Source organism: Marinomonas sp. PE14-40, from assembly GCF_051623805.1.
Lineage (GTDB): Bacteria > Pseudomonadota > Gammaproteobacteria > Pseudomonadales > Marinomonadaceae > Marinomonas.
Genome location: NZ_CP130700.1, coordinates 4,419,778 through 4,437,365 on the forward strand (window position 1 = coordinate 4,419,778; position 17,588 = coordinate 4,437,365).

At 41.8% G+C, this 17,588-nt stretch carries 21 protein-coding genes; 13 read left to right on the forward strand and 8 right to left on the reverse strand.

Annotation, left to right across the window (positions count from 1 at the left end; all coding sequences use genetic code 11):
• Positions 1–53 precede the first annotated feature (53 nt).
• A complete protein-coding gene (locus Q0A08_RS20410) occupies positions 54–218 on the reverse strand; it encodes a hypothetical protein (RefSeq protein WP_438463322.1) in 165 nt (54 codons plus the stop codon).
• A 195-nt stretch (positions 219–413) separates the two neighbouring features.
• Between Q0A08_RS20410 and cysM the strand changes: the two genes are divergently transcribed.
• From cysM to Q0A08_RS20460, 10 genes are all read left to right on the forward strand, one after another.
• Positions 414–1,310, forward strand: a complete 897-nt coding sequence (gene cysM, locus Q0A08_RS20415) for a cysteine synthase CysM (RefSeq protein WP_438463323.1) — start codon at positions 414–416, stop codon at positions 1,308–1,310.
• A gap of 229 nt (positions 1,311–1,539) precedes the next feature.
• Positions 1,540–2,865 (forward strand): 23S rRNA (uracil(1939)-C(5))-methyltransferase RlmD, encoded by a 1,326-nt coding sequence (rlmD, locus tag Q0A08_RS20420; RefSeq protein ID WP_438463324.1) that lies wholly within the window; start codon positions 1,540–1,542, stop codon positions 2,863–2,865.
• A gap of 15 nt (positions 2,866–2,880) precedes the next feature.
• Positions 2,881–5,124 (forward strand): GTP diphosphokinase, encoded by a 2,244-nt coding sequence (relA, locus tag Q0A08_RS20425; RefSeq protein WP_438463326.1) that lies wholly within the window; start codon positions 2,881–2,883, stop codon positions 5,122–5,124.
• Complete coding sequence (gene mazG, locus Q0A08_RS20430; protein WP_438463327.1) at positions 5,121–5,936, forward strand: nucleoside triphosphate pyrophosphohydrolase; 816 nt, start codon at positions 5,121–5,123, stop codon at positions 5,934–5,936. Before relA ends, mazG begins: the two co-directional genes overlap by 4 nt.
• Before the next feature lie 121 nt (positions 5,937–6,057).
• Positions 6,058–8,688 carry a phosphoenolpyruvate carboxylase gene (ppc, locus tag Q0A08_RS20435; RefSeq protein ID WP_438463328.1) on the forward strand — a complete coding sequence of 877 codons (2,631 nt, stop codon included), beginning with the start codon at positions 6,058–6,060 and terminating at the stop codon, positions 8,686–8,688.
• Between the two features lie 297 nt (positions 8,689–8,985).
• Entirely contained in the window at positions 8,986–9,642 is a 657-nt protein-coding gene (gene adk / locus Q0A08_RS20440) for an adenylate kinase (protein ID WP_438463329.1), read from the forward strand.
• A gap of 5 nt (positions 9,643–9,647) precedes the next feature.
• On the forward strand, positions 9,648–10,355 hold the full coding sequence (tsaB, locus tag Q0A08_RS20445; RefSeq protein WP_438463330.1) for a tRNA (adenosine(37)-N6)-threonylcarbamoyltransferase complex dimerization subunit type 1 TsaB: 708 nt from the start codon (positions 9,648–9,650) through the stop codon (positions 10,353–10,355).
• A gap of 4 nt (positions 10,356–10,359) precedes the next feature.
• Positions 10,360–11,163 carry an undecaprenyl-diphosphate phosphatase gene (locus tag Q0A08_RS20450; protein ID WP_438463331.1) on the forward strand — a complete coding sequence of 268 codons (804 nt, stop codon included), beginning with the start codon at positions 10,360–10,362 and terminating at the stop codon, positions 11,161–11,163.
• Between the two features lie 33 nt (positions 11,164–11,196).
• Entirely contained in the window at positions 11,197–11,481 is a 285-nt protein-coding gene (locus tag Q0A08_RS20455; RefSeq protein ID WP_438463332.1) for a hypothetical protein, read from the forward strand.
• Positions 11,482–11,506: 25 nt separating this feature from the next.
• The gene (locus tag Q0A08_RS20460; protein WP_438463333.1) at positions 11,507–12,301 is read left to right on the forward strand and encodes a class I SAM-dependent methyltransferase; all 795 of its coding nucleotides are present in this window, start codon (positions 11,507–11,509) and stop codon (positions 12,299–12,301) included.
• A gap of 13 nt (positions 12,302–12,314) precedes the next feature.
• Here the strand turns inward: Q0A08_RS20460 and Q0A08_RS20465 are convergent, their stop codons facing one another.
• Complete coding sequence (locus Q0A08_RS20465; protein ID WP_438463334.1) at positions 12,315–12,530, reverse strand: SlyX family protein; 216 nt, start codon at positions 12,528–12,530, stop codon at positions 12,315–12,317.
• A 274-nt stretch (positions 12,531–12,804) separates the two neighbouring features.
• Here Q0A08_RS20465 and Q0A08_RS20470 point away from each other — a divergent pair, with 274 nt between their 5' ends.
• Positions 12,805–13,281 carry a cold-shock protein gene (locus Q0A08_RS20470; protein WP_438463335.1) on the forward strand — a complete coding sequence of 159 codons (477 nt, stop codon included), beginning with the start codon at positions 12,805–12,807 and terminating at the stop codon, positions 13,279–13,281.
• Positions 13,282–13,303: 22 nt separating this feature from the next.
• Positions 13,304–13,798, forward strand: a complete 495-nt coding sequence (gene tpx, locus Q0A08_RS20475; RefSeq protein ID WP_438463336.1) for a thiol peroxidase — start codon at positions 13,304–13,306, stop codon at positions 13,796–13,798.
• Between the two features lie 90 nt (positions 13,799–13,888).
• Here the strand turns inward: tpx and Q0A08_RS20480 are convergent, their stop codons facing one another.
• The 5 genes from Q0A08_RS20480 to dapE form a co-directional block, all read right to left on the reverse strand.
• Entirely contained in the window at positions 13,889–14,521 is a 633-nt protein-coding gene (locus tag Q0A08_RS20480; RefSeq protein WP_438463337.1) for an HD domain-containing protein, read from the reverse strand.
• A 79-nt stretch (positions 14,522–14,600) separates the two neighbouring features.
• Positions 14,601–14,981 (reverse strand): aspartate 1-decarboxylase, encoded by a 381-nt coding sequence (gene panD, locus Q0A08_RS20485; RefSeq protein WP_438463338.1) that lies wholly within the window; start codon positions 14,979–14,981, stop codon positions 14,601–14,603.
• 82 nt (positions 14,982–15,063) lie between these two features.
• Positions 15,064–15,438 (reverse strand): hypothetical protein, encoded by a 375-nt coding sequence (locus Q0A08_RS20490; RefSeq protein ID WP_438463339.1) that lies wholly within the window; start codon positions 15,436–15,438, stop codon positions 15,064–15,066.
• Positions 15,439–15,443: 5 nt separating this feature from the next.
• Positions 15,444–15,740, reverse strand: a complete 297-nt coding sequence (locus tag Q0A08_RS20495; RefSeq protein WP_438463340.1) for a hypothetical protein — start codon at positions 15,738–15,740, stop codon at positions 15,444–15,446.
• Between the two features lie 15 nt (positions 15,741–15,755).
• Complete coding sequence (gene dapE, locus Q0A08_RS20500; RefSeq protein WP_438463341.1) at positions 15,756–16,892, reverse strand: succinyl-diaminopimelate desuccinylase; 1,137 nt, start codon at positions 16,890–16,892, stop codon at positions 15,756–15,758.
• Between the two features lie 86 nt (positions 16,893–16,978).
• On the opposite strand from dapE, the gene Q0A08_RS20505 reads away from it, so the two are divergent.
• Positions 16,979–17,206, forward strand: coding sequence for a hypothetical protein (locus Q0A08_RS20505; protein WP_438463342.1), 228 nt, complete (start codon positions 16,979–16,981; stop codon positions 17,204–17,206).
• Between the two features lie 3 nt (positions 17,207–17,209).
• Here the strand turns inward: Q0A08_RS20505 and Q0A08_RS20510 are convergent, their stop codons facing one another.
• Positions 17,210–17,554 (reverse strand): ArsC family reductase, encoded by a 345-nt coding sequence (locus Q0A08_RS20510; RefSeq protein WP_438463343.1) that lies wholly within the window; start codon positions 17,552–17,554, stop codon positions 17,210–17,212.
• Positions 17,555–17,588: the final 34 nt, after the last annotated feature.

Below are 17,588 nucleotides of genomic sequence, written 5' to 3' on the forward strand. Positions count from 1 at the left end.
TTGAATTCATTACCAGTTATATACCTTATTAACCTACTAGGCTAAACGAATGGTTAGTAGCAGGCAAAATTTCCGTTTCTTTTACGACGATCACATTCACGAGTGTAGTTTTCGCAAGCCATTACCTTAGTACGAGATGGATTGCTTATTGTTTTACACTCACGCCATTTGGAGCGTAAATCACCATCTGGGATGTCTGCAGCTGGGCCGCCGAACATGTCACAACCCGCCAGGGTTAGGGTTGTTATGAGTAGTCCAAATTTGAGCTTCTCGCGCATGTGATGCTTCTCCGCTTTTATTTCGCGCTAACGATATAACGCTTTTGTCTTGCAATAGTGTAAATAAGTGATTTATAAAATCATAGAATTAAAGTAAGTTTCACGTTCTACGTAATTAATGTCAATGAAGTTTTTATGAATAACTATCCAACTATCGAGTCTTTAATAGGTCAAACCCCTTTGGTCAAGCTACAAAGGATAAATCCTAATAGCACGAATCAGGTCTTACTTAAGCTAGAAGGCCAAAATCCGGCGGGTTCTGTAAAAGATAGGCCTGCTCTCAATATGATAGCTCAAGCTGAGTTAAGGGGGGATATTAAGCCTGGCGATAGTTTGATAGAAGCGACCAGTGGCAATACCGGTATTGCTTTAGCCATGGTTGCAGCAATCAAAGGTTATAAGATGCATCTTGTGATGCCGGATAATATGAGTGCAGAGCGTAAATCTGCAATGTCTGCTTATGGCGCTGTATTACATCTTGTTACTAAAGAAGAAGGTATGGAAGGGGCAAGAGATCTTGCTATCTCTATGCAAGAAAAGGGGCAAGGCAAACTATTAAATCAATTTGCTAACCCTGATAACCCTGATGCCCATGTGAGTTCAACAGGTCCTGAGATCTGGCAGCAAACTCAAGGTGAAATTACTCACTTTGTGAGTGCAATGGGAACCACAGGTACCATTATGGGGGTGTCTAAATACCTTAAGTCTCAAAGTGATGCTGTCGAGATTATCGGTTTGCAACCTCAAGAAGGTTCCAGCATTCCTGGTATTAGACGTTGGCCAAAAGAGTACTTGCCAAGTATTTTTGATGAAACTCGAGTCGATAGAATCATCGATGTTGCACAAGTAGATGCAGAGAATGTAATGCGCGACTTGGCAACGAAAGAAGGTATCTTTTGTGGTGTTTCTTCTGGTGGCGCTGTTTCTGCTGCGCTTAAGTTATCTGAGCAGATTAATAATGCGACTATAGTCGTTATTATCTGTGATCGAGGTGACCGTTACCTATCTACGGGTGTATTTAATCCCGTATAAGCTTTAGATGTGTCTGTTATGAGGCATTAACTATTTTGGGGTAGAAAGCAATTTCTATTGTTTTTCTACCCAAAAATAAAAGAAATGGTTTCATTGCTTTAGCTTACTCCCTTGAAACCTGACGTATTTTATAAATTCTTCCCTTTATCTCCACTATGTTTGCTAGCTGATAGCTTAGCTTTTGGGTAAAATTGCCGCCGTTGTTAATAAATACAAATGAGCCCAATTTTTGAAGCATCGTACTCGTCAACAAAGAAGACCTAGCGCTTCCCCCGCTAAACTGGGACCCGAACTTGTTTTTCATATAGATCGTCTTACTCATGATGCCAGAGGCATTGCTAAGTCTGATGGCAAGGTTACCTTCATTGCTGGTGCGTTACCGGGAGAAGAGGTCAGTGCGCGGGTATTTAAGTCTAACCGCCGTTATGATGAAGCCAAGCTGACTCGTATTCAACAAGTATCAGTAGACAGAGAGAGTGCGGCATGCCAGCACTTCGATCAATGTGGTGGCTGTTGTTTTATGCACTTATCATATCCTAAGCAGGTTGAGGCGAAGCAAGTATGGTTAACTGGGCAGCTTCGTAAACTTAGTTTTACTGGTGAAATGGAGCAATTGACCGATGCACCGCTAGCTTATCGCCGTCGCGCTAGGCTAGCAGTTAAAACTAACAAAGATGGTAGCGTTAATATGGGGTTTAGAGGCAAGGCCTCTGCCGATATAGTGAACCTTGATACCTGTGTTGTGATGACTGAAAAACTGCAGGTAATTATGCCCAACTTGAAGCAGATTCTTGTTCAAAGTGAAAAGCCTAGTGCTATTGGTCATATTGAATTACTTGAAGATGATTTAGGCTGTTCTGTGTTATTGCGATTAACTGCTGACTTAACTTCCAATGACCTCGCTTTATGGGCTGAAAGCGCAAGTTCACATGCTTGGGACTTGTATTTACAAACGCCGACACTAGATAAAGCTAAATGTGATGAAGAATCACTTCGTCAATATACCTTGGAAGGTTTGTCGATTCACTACCATCCCCAGGACTTCATTCAGGTTAATAAACCTATGAATGATAAGATGGTGGCCCAAGCTTTGCAGTGGTTAGATCTTAATGATCAAGATAAGGTTTTGGATTTATTTTGCGGGGCAGGAAACTTCTCTCTGCCTATGGCTAAAACTGCTGCTAAGGTAGTTGGAGTGGAAGTTCAGCCGCAAATGGTGCTAAATGGCGAGCGCAATGCGAGTTTAAATGGACTAGAGAATGTGACCTTTATTGGTGCAGACCTAACCCAAAAAGTGACTCACAGTGAACTGAAAAAAGGTTTTACAAAAGCCTTGTTAGACCCGCCAAGAGCGGGAGCGTTTGAGTTTTTACCTAGTTTACTCAAACTCAAAATAGATACTATTTTATATGTGTCTTGTGATGCGGCAACGCTGGCACGAGATGCAGAATTTCTTGTAGAGCATGGTTATAAAGTGAAACGTGTGAGTATGATGGAAATGTTTCCTCAGACGGCTCATGTAGAAACTATGATGTTGTTACAAAAGAAGCACTAAGCAAAAGGTGAACACATGGTAACAGTGCGTAAGGATCATCCAACCCAAGCCGATGGGTCTGTGGATATTGATCTGTGGATGGCGCAGTTAGGCGACAATATTGATGTTTCAGCACGTGTGCCATTAAGGATGGCATGTGAGCTGGCACGTCAAGCGGAAGTTGCAATGGGTAAGGACTCCTACTGGGGGCCTCAAGCGAGTACCTTCAAAGCAGGCCTCGAAATGGTCGAAATCCTTTCCGGTTTTCGAGCTGATCAAGATTCTTTACTTGCCGCAGCCATGTATCGAGCTGTGCGTGAAGATCAATTAGCCATAGAAAAAGTGGCTGATATGTTTGGTCGTAAAGTCGCTTCCATTATTGAAGGCGTGATTCGCATGGGAGAGGTGTCTAAAAATCTTTCTGCAGATACAAAGATAGAAGTACTAGGTAATAGCGACAACCAGCTGGAATCATTACGAAAAATGCTGGTGTCTATTATTGATGATGTACGTGTTGTGCTTGTTAAGCTGGCCGAAAGAGCTTGTGCGATTAAAGAAGCAAAACATCAAGATGGCGCAAGGCGTGAAGCTGTGGCTTTGGAAGTGCAAAGTGTTTATGCACCTTTAGCCCACAGGCTTGGTATTGGTTATATCAAGTGGGAGCTGGAAGATTTATCTTTTCGTTACCTTTATCCGACCGAGTATAAGCGCGTCGCAACCTGGCTGGATGAAAAACGAATTGCCCGCCAAGAATATATCGATGAAGTGATTTCTACCTTAGATGTGGAATTGCAAAAAATAAATATTCATGCGGATCTAATGGGGCGAGCAAAGCATATCTATAGTATTTGGCGCAAAATGAAGCGCAAAAATATAGGCTTTGATGAGGTTTATGATGTTCGCGCTGTGCGTATTCTGGTTGATAAAACCATGGATTGTTATGGTGTGTTAGGCACAGTGCATACTCTTTGGAAGCCGATTCCCCATGAATTTGATGATTATATCAGTAACCCAAAATCTAATGGTTACCAGTCTTTGCATACGGCGGTAATTGGGCCGAATGGGCGAGCTGTCGAGATTCAGATACGTACTCACAAAATGCATGAAGATGCAGAACTTGGTGTATGTGCCCATTGGAAATATAAGGGCACAGATTTAAGTTCGAATAGTAGCTCATACGAAGAAAAGCTTTCTTGGTTAAGAACTATCTTGGACTTTCATGAGGTGCAAGGGGATCTTGAATCTCTGTCTGAGCAAGTTAGAAGTGATATCGAGCAAGATAGGATTTACCTCTTTACGCCGGATGGTCATGTTGTGGATTTGCCGACAAGCTCTACAGCGGTAGATTTTGCTTATCGTGTGCACACTGAGATAGGACATCGTTGTCGTGGTGCTAAGGTAAATGGTCGTATTATCTCTTTGGTCACTCCGCTAAAAACCGGTGATAAAGTAGAAATTCTAACCACTAAAGAAGGTGGGCCAAGCCGTGATTGGTTGCACAATAGTTTGGGGTATGTGAAAACAAACCGAGCTAGAGCAAATATCCAAAACTGGTTTAAAAAGCAGGATAAAGATAAGAATATTCAGGCTGGTCGTCAGATCATAGAGCAAAATTTTAAACGCCTTGGAATCGATGAAGCCAATATCGACTTACAACTCATTGCTGAAAAGTGTAAATACGCTAGCAAAGAAGAGTTCTATGTTGGCATCGGTGCGGGTGATATACAGATTGCTCGGATTTTACGTCGTATTGAAGATGTTTATGGTTTGGATGGCGATAAAGAGCATCCTCCTCGTTTACGTAAAAGTCAGCATGTTGCGGATCAAAGCGATGTTCATATTCGAGGTGTAGGTAAGCTACTCACGAGTATGGCGAAATGTTGTACGCCAATTCCCGGTGATGAAATTCTCGGTTTTATTACGCAAGGTAGAGGTGTGTCTGTACATCGCCAAGATTGTATTAATATGGTTCAGTTACAGGTAGATGAACCTGAGCGTGTGGTTGAAGTTGGCTGGGGGGAGGAGTCAGGCAACCTCTATCCGGTCAATATTCAGATTGAGGCTTATGACAGAACGGGCTTACTTAGAGATATCACCAATCTTCTCGCTAACGAAAAGGTTAATCTGTTATCCATGAATACGATTTCAACAAAAGAAAGTAATACGGCTCTGATTCGCTTCACAATTGAGGTGGGGGAGTTAGATATATTAAGTAAATTATTGCATCGTATTAATCAGCTACCTAATGTTCTTAACGTTTACCGTGAGCGTGAGAAGTGAGTCATAACTTAGATGATTTATTAACCTTAATGGCAAACCTGAGGACACCTGAAAAAGGGTGTCCTTGGGATTTAAAACAAACTCATGACAGTCTTATTCCTTATTTAACTGAAGAGACTTATGAAGTTCTTGATGCGATTGAGTCAAAAGATTTATCTCATTTAAAAGAAGAGCTCGGTGATTTACTCTTCCAAATAGTTTTTCATGCTCAGATTGCAAATGAGCATGATGCATTCAATTTTGATGATGTTGTTTCTGGTATCACCAGTAAAATGTTACGTCGTCACCCTCATGTTTTTCCTGATGGCAACTTATCCAGTTTTGGCGCTCAAAGTGATTTAACCGATGCTGAAATTGCTGAGCAATGGCAGCTGATAAAACAGCAAGAAAAAGCGTTAAAACCGCAGGATACGAAAACAGGTCTGCTTGACTCTATTCCCGCAAAGATGCCTCCTATGCAAAGAGCAGTAAAACTGCAAAAAAAAGCGGCTAAGGTTGGTTTTGATTGGCCGGATGTTAAGCCTGTCTTTGCAAAGATTCGAGAAGAGCTTGATGAACTAGAGGAAGCCATTGAAGAGCAAGATAATGGCCATATTCAAGAAGAGCTTGGTGACTTGTTATTTGTCATGGCTAATTTGGCAAGGCATGTTAAACAGGATCCAGAACAAGCGGTTAGCTTAACAAACCAGAAATTTTGTCGCCGATTTGCTAGAATTGAAAACTTGCTGCAAGAACAAGGCAAAAAATTAGATGATTGTGGCCTTGCTGAACTCGATAAGTATTGGGATCAAGCCAAATCAGAAGGCTTATAAGAGCCAAAAAATTGATCAATACCAAGTAGTGGTCAAGACGAATATTTTGTTGCGCATAAGTGAAAATTTGCTAATTGTTTAAATTATATGTGGGCAACATAGATTGATGGGAGATTATTAAGTGAGTGATCGACAGGCTTCGTTACGCGAAAATGTGAGACTTTTAGGTGATTGTTTAGGGGAGACCATGATCAATCATTTAGGGGAAGACTTACTTAATCAAGTTGAAGACATTCGTAGACTATCTAAGGAAGGTAGACAGGCAGGTGATTCAGCGCCTTTGATTGCAGCGTTAGAAGCCTTGAATGACGACGAAATAGTACCTGTTGCGCGTGCTTTTAACCAATTTCTCAATCTATCAAATATCGCAGAGCAATATCATAGGGTGCATAGACGCCGTACGAATGAAAGCTTAGGGGTATATCAGAACCCGGTTGGGGATCTTCTTACTCGATTACATGATAACGGCCACAGTCAAGAAAGCATTCTTGCTACCTTGAAAGAACAATCTATTGAGCTTGTGTTAACTGCTCACCCAACTGAAGTAGTACGCCGTTCTCTTATTCAAAAATACGACAATATTTCCTCTGAACTTGAAGCGCTAGATAAAGATAATATTCTCCCGCTTGAAGAAGATATTCATGTGCGTCGTTTAAGTGAAATCATTACGCAGGCTTGGCACACGGATGAAATTCGTGATCAAAGACCGACACCGGTTGATGAAGCTAAATGGGGTTTTGCTGTTATTGAGCAATCTCTATGGCAAGCTATTCCACGTTTCTACCGTCAGTTAGAGCAGCAGTTCAGCCGTCACTTAGACGGTGCCTTAATGCCTATGGATTTAGCGCCAGTTAAGTTCGCAACCTGGATGGGTGGCGATAGAGACGGTAATCCAAATGTGACGGCTAAAGTGACGAACGAAGTCAGTTTACTCGCCCGTTGGATGGCTGCGGATCTTTATATAAAAGATTTAAATGTACTGCGCTCTGAATTTTCTATGTCTGAATGTAACCAGGCTTTAAGAGATAGAGTGGGTGAAAGTACTCAGCCTTATCGTGAAATTCTACGTAATCTTGAAAATAAAATGATAGCCACTCGCGACTGGGCGCAAGCATGTATTAAAGGTGAACCTGCGAGTCGTGAAAATATTCTTTTAGAAAGTAAACAATTACATGATGATTTAGTACTTTGTCACCAATCTTTGATTGATTGTGGCATGAAGGTGATTGCAAATGGTCGCCTGCTTGATTTGATTCGTTGTGCTGCTACGTTCGGTCTCAGTTTAGTAAAGCTAGATGTAAGACAAGATGCATCGCGTCATATTGATGCGCTATCCGCGATTACTCGCTTTTATGGTGTGGGTGATTATGCAGAATGGGATGAAGCGTCACGCCAAGCGTTTTTGTTAACCGAGCTAAACTCTAAGCGTCCATTGTTGCCTCGTGATTGGGTGACGACACCTGAAGTCAGAGAAGTATTAGATACTTTTGCCATGATAGCGGATGGTGATGCTAGTTCATTCGGTTCTTATGTGATTTCCATGGCTAGTGCGCCGTCAGATGTTTTAGCTGTCGCTCTTTTATTGCAAGAGAGTGGTGTCGTGCAAAAAATGCGTATTGTGCCTTTGTTCGAGACATTGGCTGATCTTGATAATGCTCAGCCTACGATAGAGCAGCTTTTCTCTATGCCATGGTACAAGGCTTATATTGATGGCCAACAGGAAGTCATGATTGGCTACTCTGACTCGGCGAAAGATGCAGGACAAATTGCTGCGACTTGGGGTCAGTATCGAGCGCAAGAGGCATTAACCGATCTTTGTCATAAACACGGTGTTCGCTTAACTTTATTCCATGGTCGTGGTGGTACCGTTGGCCGTGGTGGTGGTCCTGCACATGTAGCTATCTTGTCTCAGCCTCCAGGTTCTGTGAATGGTTCGATCCGAGTGACAGAGCAAGGTGAGATGATTCGCTTTAAGTTCGGTATTCCAGATATTGCGGTACGATCTTTAGAGCTTTATTGCTCTGCTGTATTAGAAGCTACCTTGATGCCTGCAGAGGCGCCAAAAGAAGAGTGGCGCGCTGTTATGGATGAAATGGCTGAGATAGGCATGAATCAATACCGCAGCATAGTTCGAGGTCATGAAGACTTTGTGCCTTACTTTAGAGCTATTACACCAGAGCAGGAATTGGCAGAGTTGCCATTAGGTTCTCGACCTGCTCGTCGTAAAAGTGATGGTGGCGTCGAAAGTTTACGTGCTATTCCTTGGATTTTTGCTTGGATGCAAATTCGCTTGATGCTGCCTGCTTGGTTAGGTGCTGAAAGCGCATTACAGCAAGCGGTGGATTCTGGACATTTAGAAAAATTAAGACAGATGCGAGAAGAGTGGCCTTTCTTCTCCGCTTACCTTGATATGTTAGACATGGTTTTGGCGAAAGCTGAGCCTGAAATAGCAGAGTATTATGAGAAACGCCTTGTGCCTGAAGAGCTTAAACCGTTAGGCCGTTTACTACGAAATAAGCTCCAGAAGGTGAGTTCATTAATCGTTGAGCTCAAAGAACAAGAACGTTTGATAGAAGATAATCAAACCATACGTCAGTCAATTGATGTTCGTAACCCCTACATAGATCCGTTACATTACCTGCAGGCTGAATTGCTCTACCGTAGTAGACAAATGTCTGATAACAAAAAGGTGAGTAAAGCGCTTATGATTACCATGGCAGGTATCGCAAGCGGCATGCAGAACACGGGTTAAATTAAGTCTTAGCCTTTGAAAGTGGAGGTTCTGGACAGGATTTTCACTTTCATGAAGGTATAGTCAGCTAAAATTGCCAAAAAATTGTTTAAAAGCGATCAATTCAGATCCTAATAACGAATATTTGTCAGTTAATTTGCATATTCAATGCTTGCTTGGGTATCCTTGGCGACCGTTTTATTTTTTATGACTTGGGAAGTGGCTAGGTATAAATTTGAGCTAGATGATGCTCTGCCTGTAAGACCGCCAAAAGTCACACCAGTTTTTTATTTTTAAAATTATATATAGGAGATTGTTATGCGAGTTATTCTATTGGGCGCACCAGGCGCAGGTAAGGGTACGCAAGCGCAATTTATTACTGAAGCTTTTTCTATTCCACAAATCTCTACTGGTGACATGCTACGCGCAGCCATTAAAGAAGGTACTGAACTAGGCCTTAAAGCTAAAGCTGTTATCGATGCAGGTGCTTTGGTTTCTGATGATATTATTATCGGTTTAGTAAAAGAGCGTTTAACGGCTGATGATTGCAACAATGGTGCTTTGTTTGATGGTTTTCCTCGTACGCTTCCGCAGGCTGATGCTTTAAAAGATGCTGGTGTTGATATCGATTATGTTGTTGAAATTGATGTAGCTGATGAGGAAATCATCCAACGTCTAAGTGGTCGTCGTGTACACCCAGGTTCTGGCCGCATTTACCATACAATCTACAATCCACCAAAAGTGGAAGGTAAAGATGATGAAACAGGTGAAGACTTGGTTCAACGTGCTGATGATACAGAAGAGACTGTTCGTAATCGTCTAGGTGTTTACCATGATCAAACAGCACCATTAGTTAATTACTACAACGATTGGGCTAAAACAGGCGCGGATAACGCACCTGAATACGTAAAAGTTAACGGTGTGGGTGATCTTAATGAGATCAAGCAAACCTTATTGGCGGCTCTAAAAGCGTAATAAAGATGACTGCCATTTTAGCGTTAGATACTTCGACACCAGCATGCTCTGTCGCATTGCTGGTAGACGGTGTGATGATGGATGATTTTCGTCTTGCACCTCGTAAGCATAATGAGCTTATTCTTCCCATGGTGGATCAGATGCTAACTCAAGCTCAATTGAGCTTATCTGATCTTGATGCCATTGCTTTTGCCCGAGGTCCTGGTTCTTTTACTGGATTGAGGATAGCGGCGGGTGTGGTGCAAGGTTTAGCTTACGGTGCTGATTTACCCGTTATTCCCGTTTCGACATTAGCTGCATTGGCTTTGGATGGTTTTCAGCAAACGGGGGACAGTCATTGGCTGGCTGCCTTGGATGCTCGTATGGGAGAGGTTTATCTAGGTGGATATGAGTTCTCTGAGAATGACGGTTCACTGCTAGTGAAAAGGAGTTTCGAAGAGGTTGTCATTAAGCCAGATCAGGTGCCAAACTTTGATAAAGCTTATCAAGGTATAGGCTCTGGTTGGTGTTATCAAGAAACACTATCAAACTTATTACCAAGTAAAGCTAAACATATTTTAGAGGACGCTGCACCGAAGGCATCTTGTATTGTTCGCTTGGCTGAAATTGCTTGGCAAAAAGGTGAGACAATCGCTGCTCATGAAGCTGTTCCGACTTATCTAAGGGATGAGATTTCATGGGAAAAGCAACCGCTTAAAGTAGGGAAACGATAGTTTAATGTTTTGGTACCAAATACTCTTCCTAGCTCTTATTCAAGGGTTAACGGAATTTTTGCCTATATCGAGTTCTGCCCATCTTATTTTACCTGCTCAGGTGCTTAATTGGCCTGATCAAGGTTTAGCTTTTGATGTAGCGGTGCATGTAGGTACTTTGATTGCTGTTGTAACCTATTTTTATCGCGATCTTATTCAGGTTGTAAGTGGTTGGTTTGCCTCTTTGTCGGGTAAAGGGTCAAGTGATCAAAGTAAGTTAGGCTGGTATTTGATTATAGGTACAATCCCTGCAGGTTTAGCTGGATTAATTTTCAATGACTTTATTGAAGAGAATCTTAGGTCTGTTGAAGTGATTGCTTATGCCACTATTGGCTTTGGCATATTGCTTTGGTTATCAGATAAGTTTGGTTCGCAAAGGAAAAGTGAATACCAGTTAACATGGCGTACCAGCTTAATGATAGGTATTGCTCAGGCAATTGCTTTGATTCCTGGGACATCTCGTTCTGGTATTACTATGACAGCGGCAAGGGCGTTTGGTTTTAACCGTGAAGCCTCTGCACGATTTTCGTTTTTACTTTCTATTCCTTTAATTACTTTAGCAGGTGGCTATAAACTCATCCAGTTACTGACCACTGATGTCTATGTAGAATGGGGGGCACTTGTTTCTGGTGTGATCTTATCTGCACTAAGTGCCTACTTTTGTATTTACTTCTTTTTGAAGTGGTTAAATACTATTGGTTTTACACCCTTCTTAATATATCGTCTAATATTGGGAGGCGTACTACTCGCCTTGGTATATGCTGGTTAGTCTTTTTCTTATTACGTTGAGGTCGCGCTTGTTATGCAAATAAATACGCGTTTTCCTGTTGTTTCAGATACAGGTCAGTCTAAAGTAAGGCCGACGCTTCCTGCTGTTGCTGAACCTACTAGTGCCCCTCAGTTCTCTTTGCCTGCTAGTCCAATGGCTAGTTTTGAACATGCTCAGCAGAGTCAGGGTGCTAAGTTTAGTCGTGTTGAAGGTTTGGATAGAGCGGTACAAGAAGCGATTGCGAGTTATCAAGCAACGCAATCAATGGCGGCAGATAATCCTAAAAACTACCTTATTGGCGTTGATACTTTCGCTTAACTTTCTATTTATATTGTAATCCTTCATGACTCAATCTCTTGCTGTAAGTGCGTTAGAGCCTTTTTATAAAGAGGCTGCTAAGACCTTAGCGAAATCTCTTCGACTTGATTTTTACTCTGTTAAAACACCGCTTAAATTTGTGAATCAATATGATTACCTTTTGCTTGTTTCAGACCATGTCGCCATTGCTAAAACGGGAAAAGGTGCTCCAGCACCCGTGAAGGTTGATTTTACGAGTGGGGCTGTTGCGCATAGGCGTAAGTTTGGTGGAGGTAAAGGGCAGGACATTGCTAAAGCTGTTGGTTTAAATAAACGTGCAGACATTAGCGTGCTCGATGCGACGGCAGGGTTGGGGCGTGATGCTTTTGTGTTAGCCACACTTGGTTGTAAGGTGACCTTATTTGAGCGTGTTCCCTTTGTTAGGGCTTTGCTTGAATCTGGTTTGAATGCGGCCCGTTATCATGAAGACGTTGCTGATATTATGGCGCGTATGAAACTTGCTTCTTCTACTTTGGATGAATACGTGGGTGAACCTGTCGATGTCGTCTATTTAGATCCCATGTACCCACATACGGAAAAATCTGCAGCTGCTAAGAAGGAGATGGCGTTTTTTAGAGATCTTATCGGCCATGATGAAGATGCTGATGCGCTCTTACCCTTAGCCTTGGAGAAGGCTAAGTATCGTGTTGTGGTAAAGCGTCCAAAAGGTGCTCCCTACCTAGATTTGAAAAAGCCTACTTATCAATTAGACGGGAAATCCGGGCGCTTCGATATCTATGTTTTAAAATCACTTGATTCAAGCGAAGTTGATGAATCCTAATCCTTGTTAGTGATTAATAATGAGGAGGGATTTCATTGTCTGAATTGATGCCTTGCTGGCTACGGTATGACTCAAGGAGATTACCCAGCAGCTTTACTTTTTCTTGTAGTATCAGTAGATCTTTTTGCTGCTGAGAAACCACTTGGTTTAAGCTTTCTATCGTATCTTCCTGATACAGTACTTTGAATTCTAAGTCATTGATGCGCTCGTTGATTTCTGTAGTGTTCATTCGTACCATCTGTATGTTAATCTTATGACGTTAAGCTCTTGAGTTTGCCGTGTTGATAAAAAGTTTAACAATCAATTGTTAAACTTCATAAGCAGCATTTCTATTTTTGTACCAAAAGCGAGTCCCGCTATTATAGGGGGTTATGCGTGGAATCTAAATGGCAATCATGGGTGCTTTGTATAGCAAGTTATATTTTTTTATTTTACCACTGATGCTGGCCTCAATAATGCCGGATAAAGTGGGTTTTTCATTTCACTGTTAAAAGAGAAATTTTATGAATGACAATCAAGATAATGAAGTAAGTAGCAGCGCGACATCTGCCACTCCTTCTGTATTTTCATTACGTGCTTTTGTAGCAAGTATTATTATTGCTTTAGTTATGCCATTACTAATGGCTGCTGTTTTAAAGGAAGACCTAGGTACTAACTTCCTTGTATATTTTGCTTTTGTTTTTGTTGCATCTTACTTAGGTGCTGTATTAGGCGGAGAATCTAAAGCCTCTGCGACTTCTTCATCGGAAGAAGAGGATGAAGACGATGACCGTGAAGAAGGGACTGTTAAGTGGTTTAATTCTTCAAAAGGTTTTGGCTTCTTGACTCGAAATAACGGTGAAGATGTTTTTGTTCATTATCGTGCTATCCGCGGCCGTGGTCGTCGTTTCTTGATTGAAGGCCAACAAGTCCGTTTTTATGTAACCGAAGGCGAAAAAGGCAAACAGGCTGAAAACGTTTCTATTTTACGTAACGGTTAATTAATTTTTAAAGGATAGTGTTATGGCAAGTGTTACCTTAAAAGGAAATGCATTTGAAACTGTTGGGCAATTGCCTGAAATCTCTTCAAAAGCCCCTAATTTCGAATTGGTTAAAACAGATTTATCTGTCGTCACTTTAGCTGACTATCAAGGTCAGAAATTGGTGTTGAATATCTTTCCTTCAATCGATACGCCAACTTGTGCAACATCAGTTCGTAAATTTAATGAAGCTGCAGCGTCTTTAAAAGATGTGACTGTATTATGTGTTTCTGCTGATTTACCTTTTGCTGCCGCTCGTTTTTGTGGTGCTGAAGGGATTGATAATGTTGATACTGGATCTAGCTTCCGTTCTAGCTTTGGTAGTGATTACGGTGTCGATTTTAAGACTGGGCCTCTTGTTGGTCTGACTTCTCGTGCGCTTGTTGTTATCAATGAGCAAGGTGAAGTGATTCATACTGAGCAAGTTGCTGAGACAGCTGATGAGCCAAATTATGATGCAGCACTTGCTGTTTTATAAGCTCGCCTGAAACAAAAAAGCCAGCTCAATGAGCTGGCTTTTTTGTGCCTAAAATTTACTTGATACAGGTCTGTATGAACTGGTCACTTGTTAGTCGCTAATCTCGTCCTGGAGTTGCTCTAAAAAGCCTTGCATATATTTAGTGCGTTTATCGGCTTCTTCTCTCGCTGATCGGCAATACATGGTGTTTTTTATTTTTAAAAGCTTTTGATAAAAATGATCAAGGGTGAAGGTTTTATCATCAACTTTTCTTGTTTTGCAAAATGGGTCTTCAGGTGCGTAAAGCGGGCGTTTTAATTTGCTGCTTACTTGTAAGCATCTGGCTATACCAATGGCGCCCAATGCATCGAGTCTATCTGCATCCTGTACTATTTTAGCTTCTAGTGTCGTTGGTGTGATGTTGGCGCTATAGCTATGGCAGCAAATGGCATGATGAATCGCTTGGTGATGTTCTGCAGGGTACTGAATGCTGGTTAGAAAGCGAATGGCTTTGTCTGCTGCTAGTTGTGAGGCTTGGGCTCGTTGAGGGTGGTCCTTAGGTAGAGATAAGCAATCATGTAACCATGCAGCAGGTATTACGACCGCCTCTATCGCACCTTCTTGCTGGCAAAGTTTAGAGGCATTTTTCACGACTCTTAAAACGTGCTGATAATCATGAGCTAAGTCAGTTTGCATTTCTGCTTGGATGAAAGTGGCAAAGGCAGGCTCAAAATGAGAATGCAAAGTCTTCTCCTTGGAAGTGGGCGATAAAAAAACGCCAAACGAGAGCTCGATTGGCGTTTTTTTTATAAAGATTTACTTGTTAAGCAACTTGTACCGGAATGGTGTTAGTACTGCGCTCAACGCTGTTATCTTCGTTTAAATAGACTAGTTTAGGCTCAAACTTATCTGCTTCTTTCTCATCCATATTGGCATAAGCTGCGATAATGATTCTATCGCCAACTTGTACGCGACGAGCGGCTGCGCCGTTCATTGATATTGTGCCAGAACCTGCTTCGGCCAAAATAACATAAGTATGGAAGCGTTCTCCATTGCTTACGTTATAGATATCAATTTTTTCAAACTCACGAAGACCTGCTAGTTTGACTAGGTCGCTGTCGATAGCACAAGAACCGTCATACCAAAGCTCAGCTTGAGTAACGCAAGCCATGTGAAGTTTGCCTTTAAGCAGGGTAATTTGCATGTTTTCTCTCTCTATATTTCTTTACCGGACTAGTTGTGTAGCCGTTAGTTAAAAGCGGGGTCATGCCCTAGCTTTAGTAAAATTAGCGCCAAATAAATGGGCCTTCTTCGTATTGATTTATGTGCCACCACTGATCAGGGTCTTGTTCTTCCGTCTCGCTCCAGCTAGCAATATTGCACCTAATTTCGCAGTTCAGGGCTTTGTACGCTGCTTTTGCGCATTCAACATCATCTTGCCAAGGTGTTTTATCTGAATTTAACCAAACTGAGGTAAATCGCTTTCCAGCTGCTTGCTCTAATATTTGAACTTCAAATTCAGTATCGTTAGTGGCGACATTGAGGCTCAGCAAAGTTTCATTTAAAGCTTTTTGCTCAATGATCTTAAAATGAGTCTGCAACCACTCAATAATTTTATCCTTGTTGCAAGAAAGCAGGTAAATCTCAATATCTGGCTGCATTGTGCTTAATGATCCTTGTTATTAATCATGTGGTATAGGCGAAGTAAGCTCATCGATAGGTAGCCAAAAAGCGCCATGATTATGCCAATGCCCGCTATGATAACACCGAGTAGCGCTATCATCTCTTGTTGAAGTGAGTTTGCTAGTACTCTATCGGAAATAATGAGTATTAAGGCGCCGAATAAAAACACCAATATGCCTTGTAAAAGGCGAGCAAAAGCGAGTTTAGGATTATTACCTAAACGTAAGGCAAGTTGGTGAACTTGCCTTCTAAACTTGAGGAATGATTTTCTTTGGCTCATGGCTGGCAAATTAAACTATAGGAAAAGATTTTCCAAGGTTTTTCGATAAATATTCGTCAGCTGGTTTAGACTCTCTGCCTCAACACATTCGTTGATCTGGTGTATGGTTGCATTAATAGGGCCTAATTCAACCACTTGTGTTCCCATTTGAGCAATGAACCTACCGTCTGATGTGCCGCCAGATGTAGAAAGTTCAGGTGTGATGTTAACGCTATCTTCAACAGATTTAACAATGGCGTCTACTAGTTCACCTGGGCGAGTGAGGAATGGTAGGCCGTTATAGGTCCACTCAATATCATATTTAACATCGTGCTTTTCGAGAATGGCAAGAATGCGGGTTTTGATCTTGTCAAAATCCAATTCAGACGAAAATCGCAAATTGAATAATGTGTTTAAGGTGCCCGGAACAACGTTGGTTGCGCCCGTGCCTGAATTGATGTTGGAAACTTGAAAACTTGTTGGTGGGAAGAAATCGTTGCCTTCGTCCCAATGTGTCTCAGAAAGCTCAGCGATAACAGGTGCGGCAAAGTGGATTGGGTTTTGTGCTAAATGAGGGTAAGCCACATGACCTTGTTTACCATAGATGGTTAGGTTGCCACTAAATGAGCCTCGACGGCCATTTTTAATGATATCGCCAAGTTGGTTAGTGCTGGATGGCTCACCTACAATGCACCAATCGACTTTTTCTTTACGTTCAATAAGAGCATCTACTACACGCGTTGTACCATCTACAAACGGGCCTTCCTCATCGCTCGTGATTAAGAAAGAAATCTGGCCTTTGTGATCTGGGTTGGCATTAACAAATTCTTCAACAGCAACCACCATAGAGGCTAGGCTCCCTTTCATATCTGCAGCGCCACGACCATATAACTTACCATCAATGATCTTCGGCTCAAAAGGAGGGTTAATCCATTCTGATTCAGGGCCTGTCGGTACAACATCTGTATGACCTGCAAAGCAAAGATTTGGACCAGAAGTACCTCTTTTAGCGTAAAAGTTTTTTACTTCGCCAAATGGCATCTCTTCTATTTCGAAGCCAAGTTTTTCTAAGCGTTGAATCATCACATCTTGGCAGCCAGCGTCTTCCGGCGTAACTGATGGGCGAGAAATAAGGTCAAATGCGAGTGCTAAAGTTGAGGACAGGTTAGTCATAGTGGTCTTTTCTTTACCTTGGGTCGAAGTTTTTGTTACTTTTAAGTATGTTTGCTAGGATACAGCTCGAATTACGAGGCCTTTTTATGAAAAAACTATTAATTTTATCTAGCCTATTTTTGTTGACCGCCTGTGGTGTGCAAACATATGAAACAGGTTATGCGAGAACAAGTAACCAATACGTGCCTTTAATTATGTCGGATGAGGCGGGTAATGGTACTGCACCTGTTGTTAACCTTTGCGGGCAGGGGGTCTATACAGCTTACTTAAATAACGTTTATCGATGCGCTTACGCACCTGTGATTCTTCCTTGATGGTTAGTTAAATATTGCTTGGTATTCGGCAGCTTTAAAGCCAAGTGCCGCCTTGTTGTCATGTATTAATAGAGGGCGTTTTATTATAGCGGGTTGAGCTAAAGCCTGTTCTATTGCTAAGGCATCATTCATATTAGACTTGGTCTCTTCATCTAATGCTCGCCATGTTGTACCGCGTTTGTTGAGAATCTTTTCCCATCCAAACTCAGCTACCCATTGGCTTATGAATGCTTTTTCTAACCCGTCTTTGCGGTAGTCATGAAAGTTAAACTCAATATCGTTCTGAGTTAACCAAGCCATCGCTTTTTTCATTGTGTCGCAGTTCTTAATGCCGTAAATGTTTGTCATTGTCAGCCTTATTATTCTATAAAAGCGCGACCCT

What these genes read in the sequence shown, in the direction of transcription:
- Q0A08_RS20410 (WP_438463322.1), bottom strand. Translation starts at nt 218, where the DNA reads ATGTTCGGCGGCCCAGCTGCAGACATCCCAGATGGTGATTTACGCTCC.
- cysM (WP_438463323.1), top strand. Translation starts at nt 414, where the DNA reads ATGAATAACTATCCAACTATCGAGTCTTTAATAGGTCAAACCCCTTTG.
- relA (WP_438463326.1), top strand. Translation starts at nt 2,881, where the DNA reads ATGGTAACAGTGCGTAAGGATCATCCAACCCAAGCCGATGGGTCTGTG.
- adk (WP_438463329.1), top strand. Translation starts at nt 8,986, where the DNA reads ATGCGAGTTATTCTATTGGGCGCACCAGGCGCAGGTAAGGGTACGCAA.
- tsaB (WP_438463330.1), top strand. Translation starts at nt 9,648, where the DNA reads ATGACTGCCATTTTAGCGTTAGATACTTCGACACCAGCATGCTCTGTC.
- Q0A08_RS20450 (WP_438463331.1), top strand. Translation starts at nt 10,360, where the DNA reads ATGTTTTGGTACCAAATACTCTTCCTAGCTCTTATTCAAGGGTTAACG.
- Q0A08_RS20455 (WP_438463332.1), top strand. Translation starts at nt 11,197, where the DNA reads ATGCAAATAAATACGCGTTTTCCTGTTGTTTCAGATACAGGTCAGTCT.
- Q0A08_RS20460 (WP_438463333.1), top strand. Translation starts at nt 11,507, where the DNA reads ATGACTCAATCTCTTGCTGTAAGTGCGTTAGAGCCTTTTTATAAAGAG.
- Q0A08_RS20465 (WP_438463334.1), bottom strand. Translation starts at nt 12,530, where the DNA reads ATGAACACTACAGAAATCAACGAGCGCATCAATGACTTAGAATTCAAA.
- Q0A08_RS20470 (WP_438463335.1), top strand. Translation starts at nt 12,805, where the DNA reads ATGAATGACAATCAAGATAATGAAGTAAGTAGCAGCGCGACATCTGCC.
- tpx (WP_438463336.1), top strand. Translation starts at nt 13,304, where the DNA reads ATGGCAAGTGTTACCTTAAAAGGAAATGCATTTGAAACTGTTGGGCAA.
- panD (WP_438463338.1), bottom strand. Translation starts at nt 14,981, where the DNA reads ATGCAAATTACCCTGCTTAAAGGCAAACTTCACATGGCTTGCGTTACT.
- Q0A08_RS20490 (WP_438463339.1), bottom strand. Translation starts at nt 15,438, where the DNA reads ATGCAGCCAGATATTGAGATTTACCTGCTTTCTTGCAACAAGGATAAA.
- Q0A08_RS20495 (WP_438463340.1), bottom strand. Translation starts at nt 15,740, where the DNA reads ATGAGCCAAAGAAAATCATTCCTCAAGTTTAGAAGGCAAGTTCACCAA.
- dapE (WP_438463341.1), bottom strand. Translation starts at nt 16,892, where the DNA reads ATGACTAACCTGTCCTCAACTTTAGCACTCGCATTTGACCTTATTTCT.
- Q0A08_RS20505 (WP_438463342.1), top strand. Translation starts at nt 16,979, where the DNA reads ATGAAAAAACTATTAATTTTATCTAGCCTATTTTTGTTGACCGCCTGT.
- Q0A08_RS20510 (WP_438463343.1), bottom strand. Translation starts at nt 17,554, where the DNA reads ATGACAAACATTTACGGCATTAAGAACTGCGACACAATGAAAAAAGCG.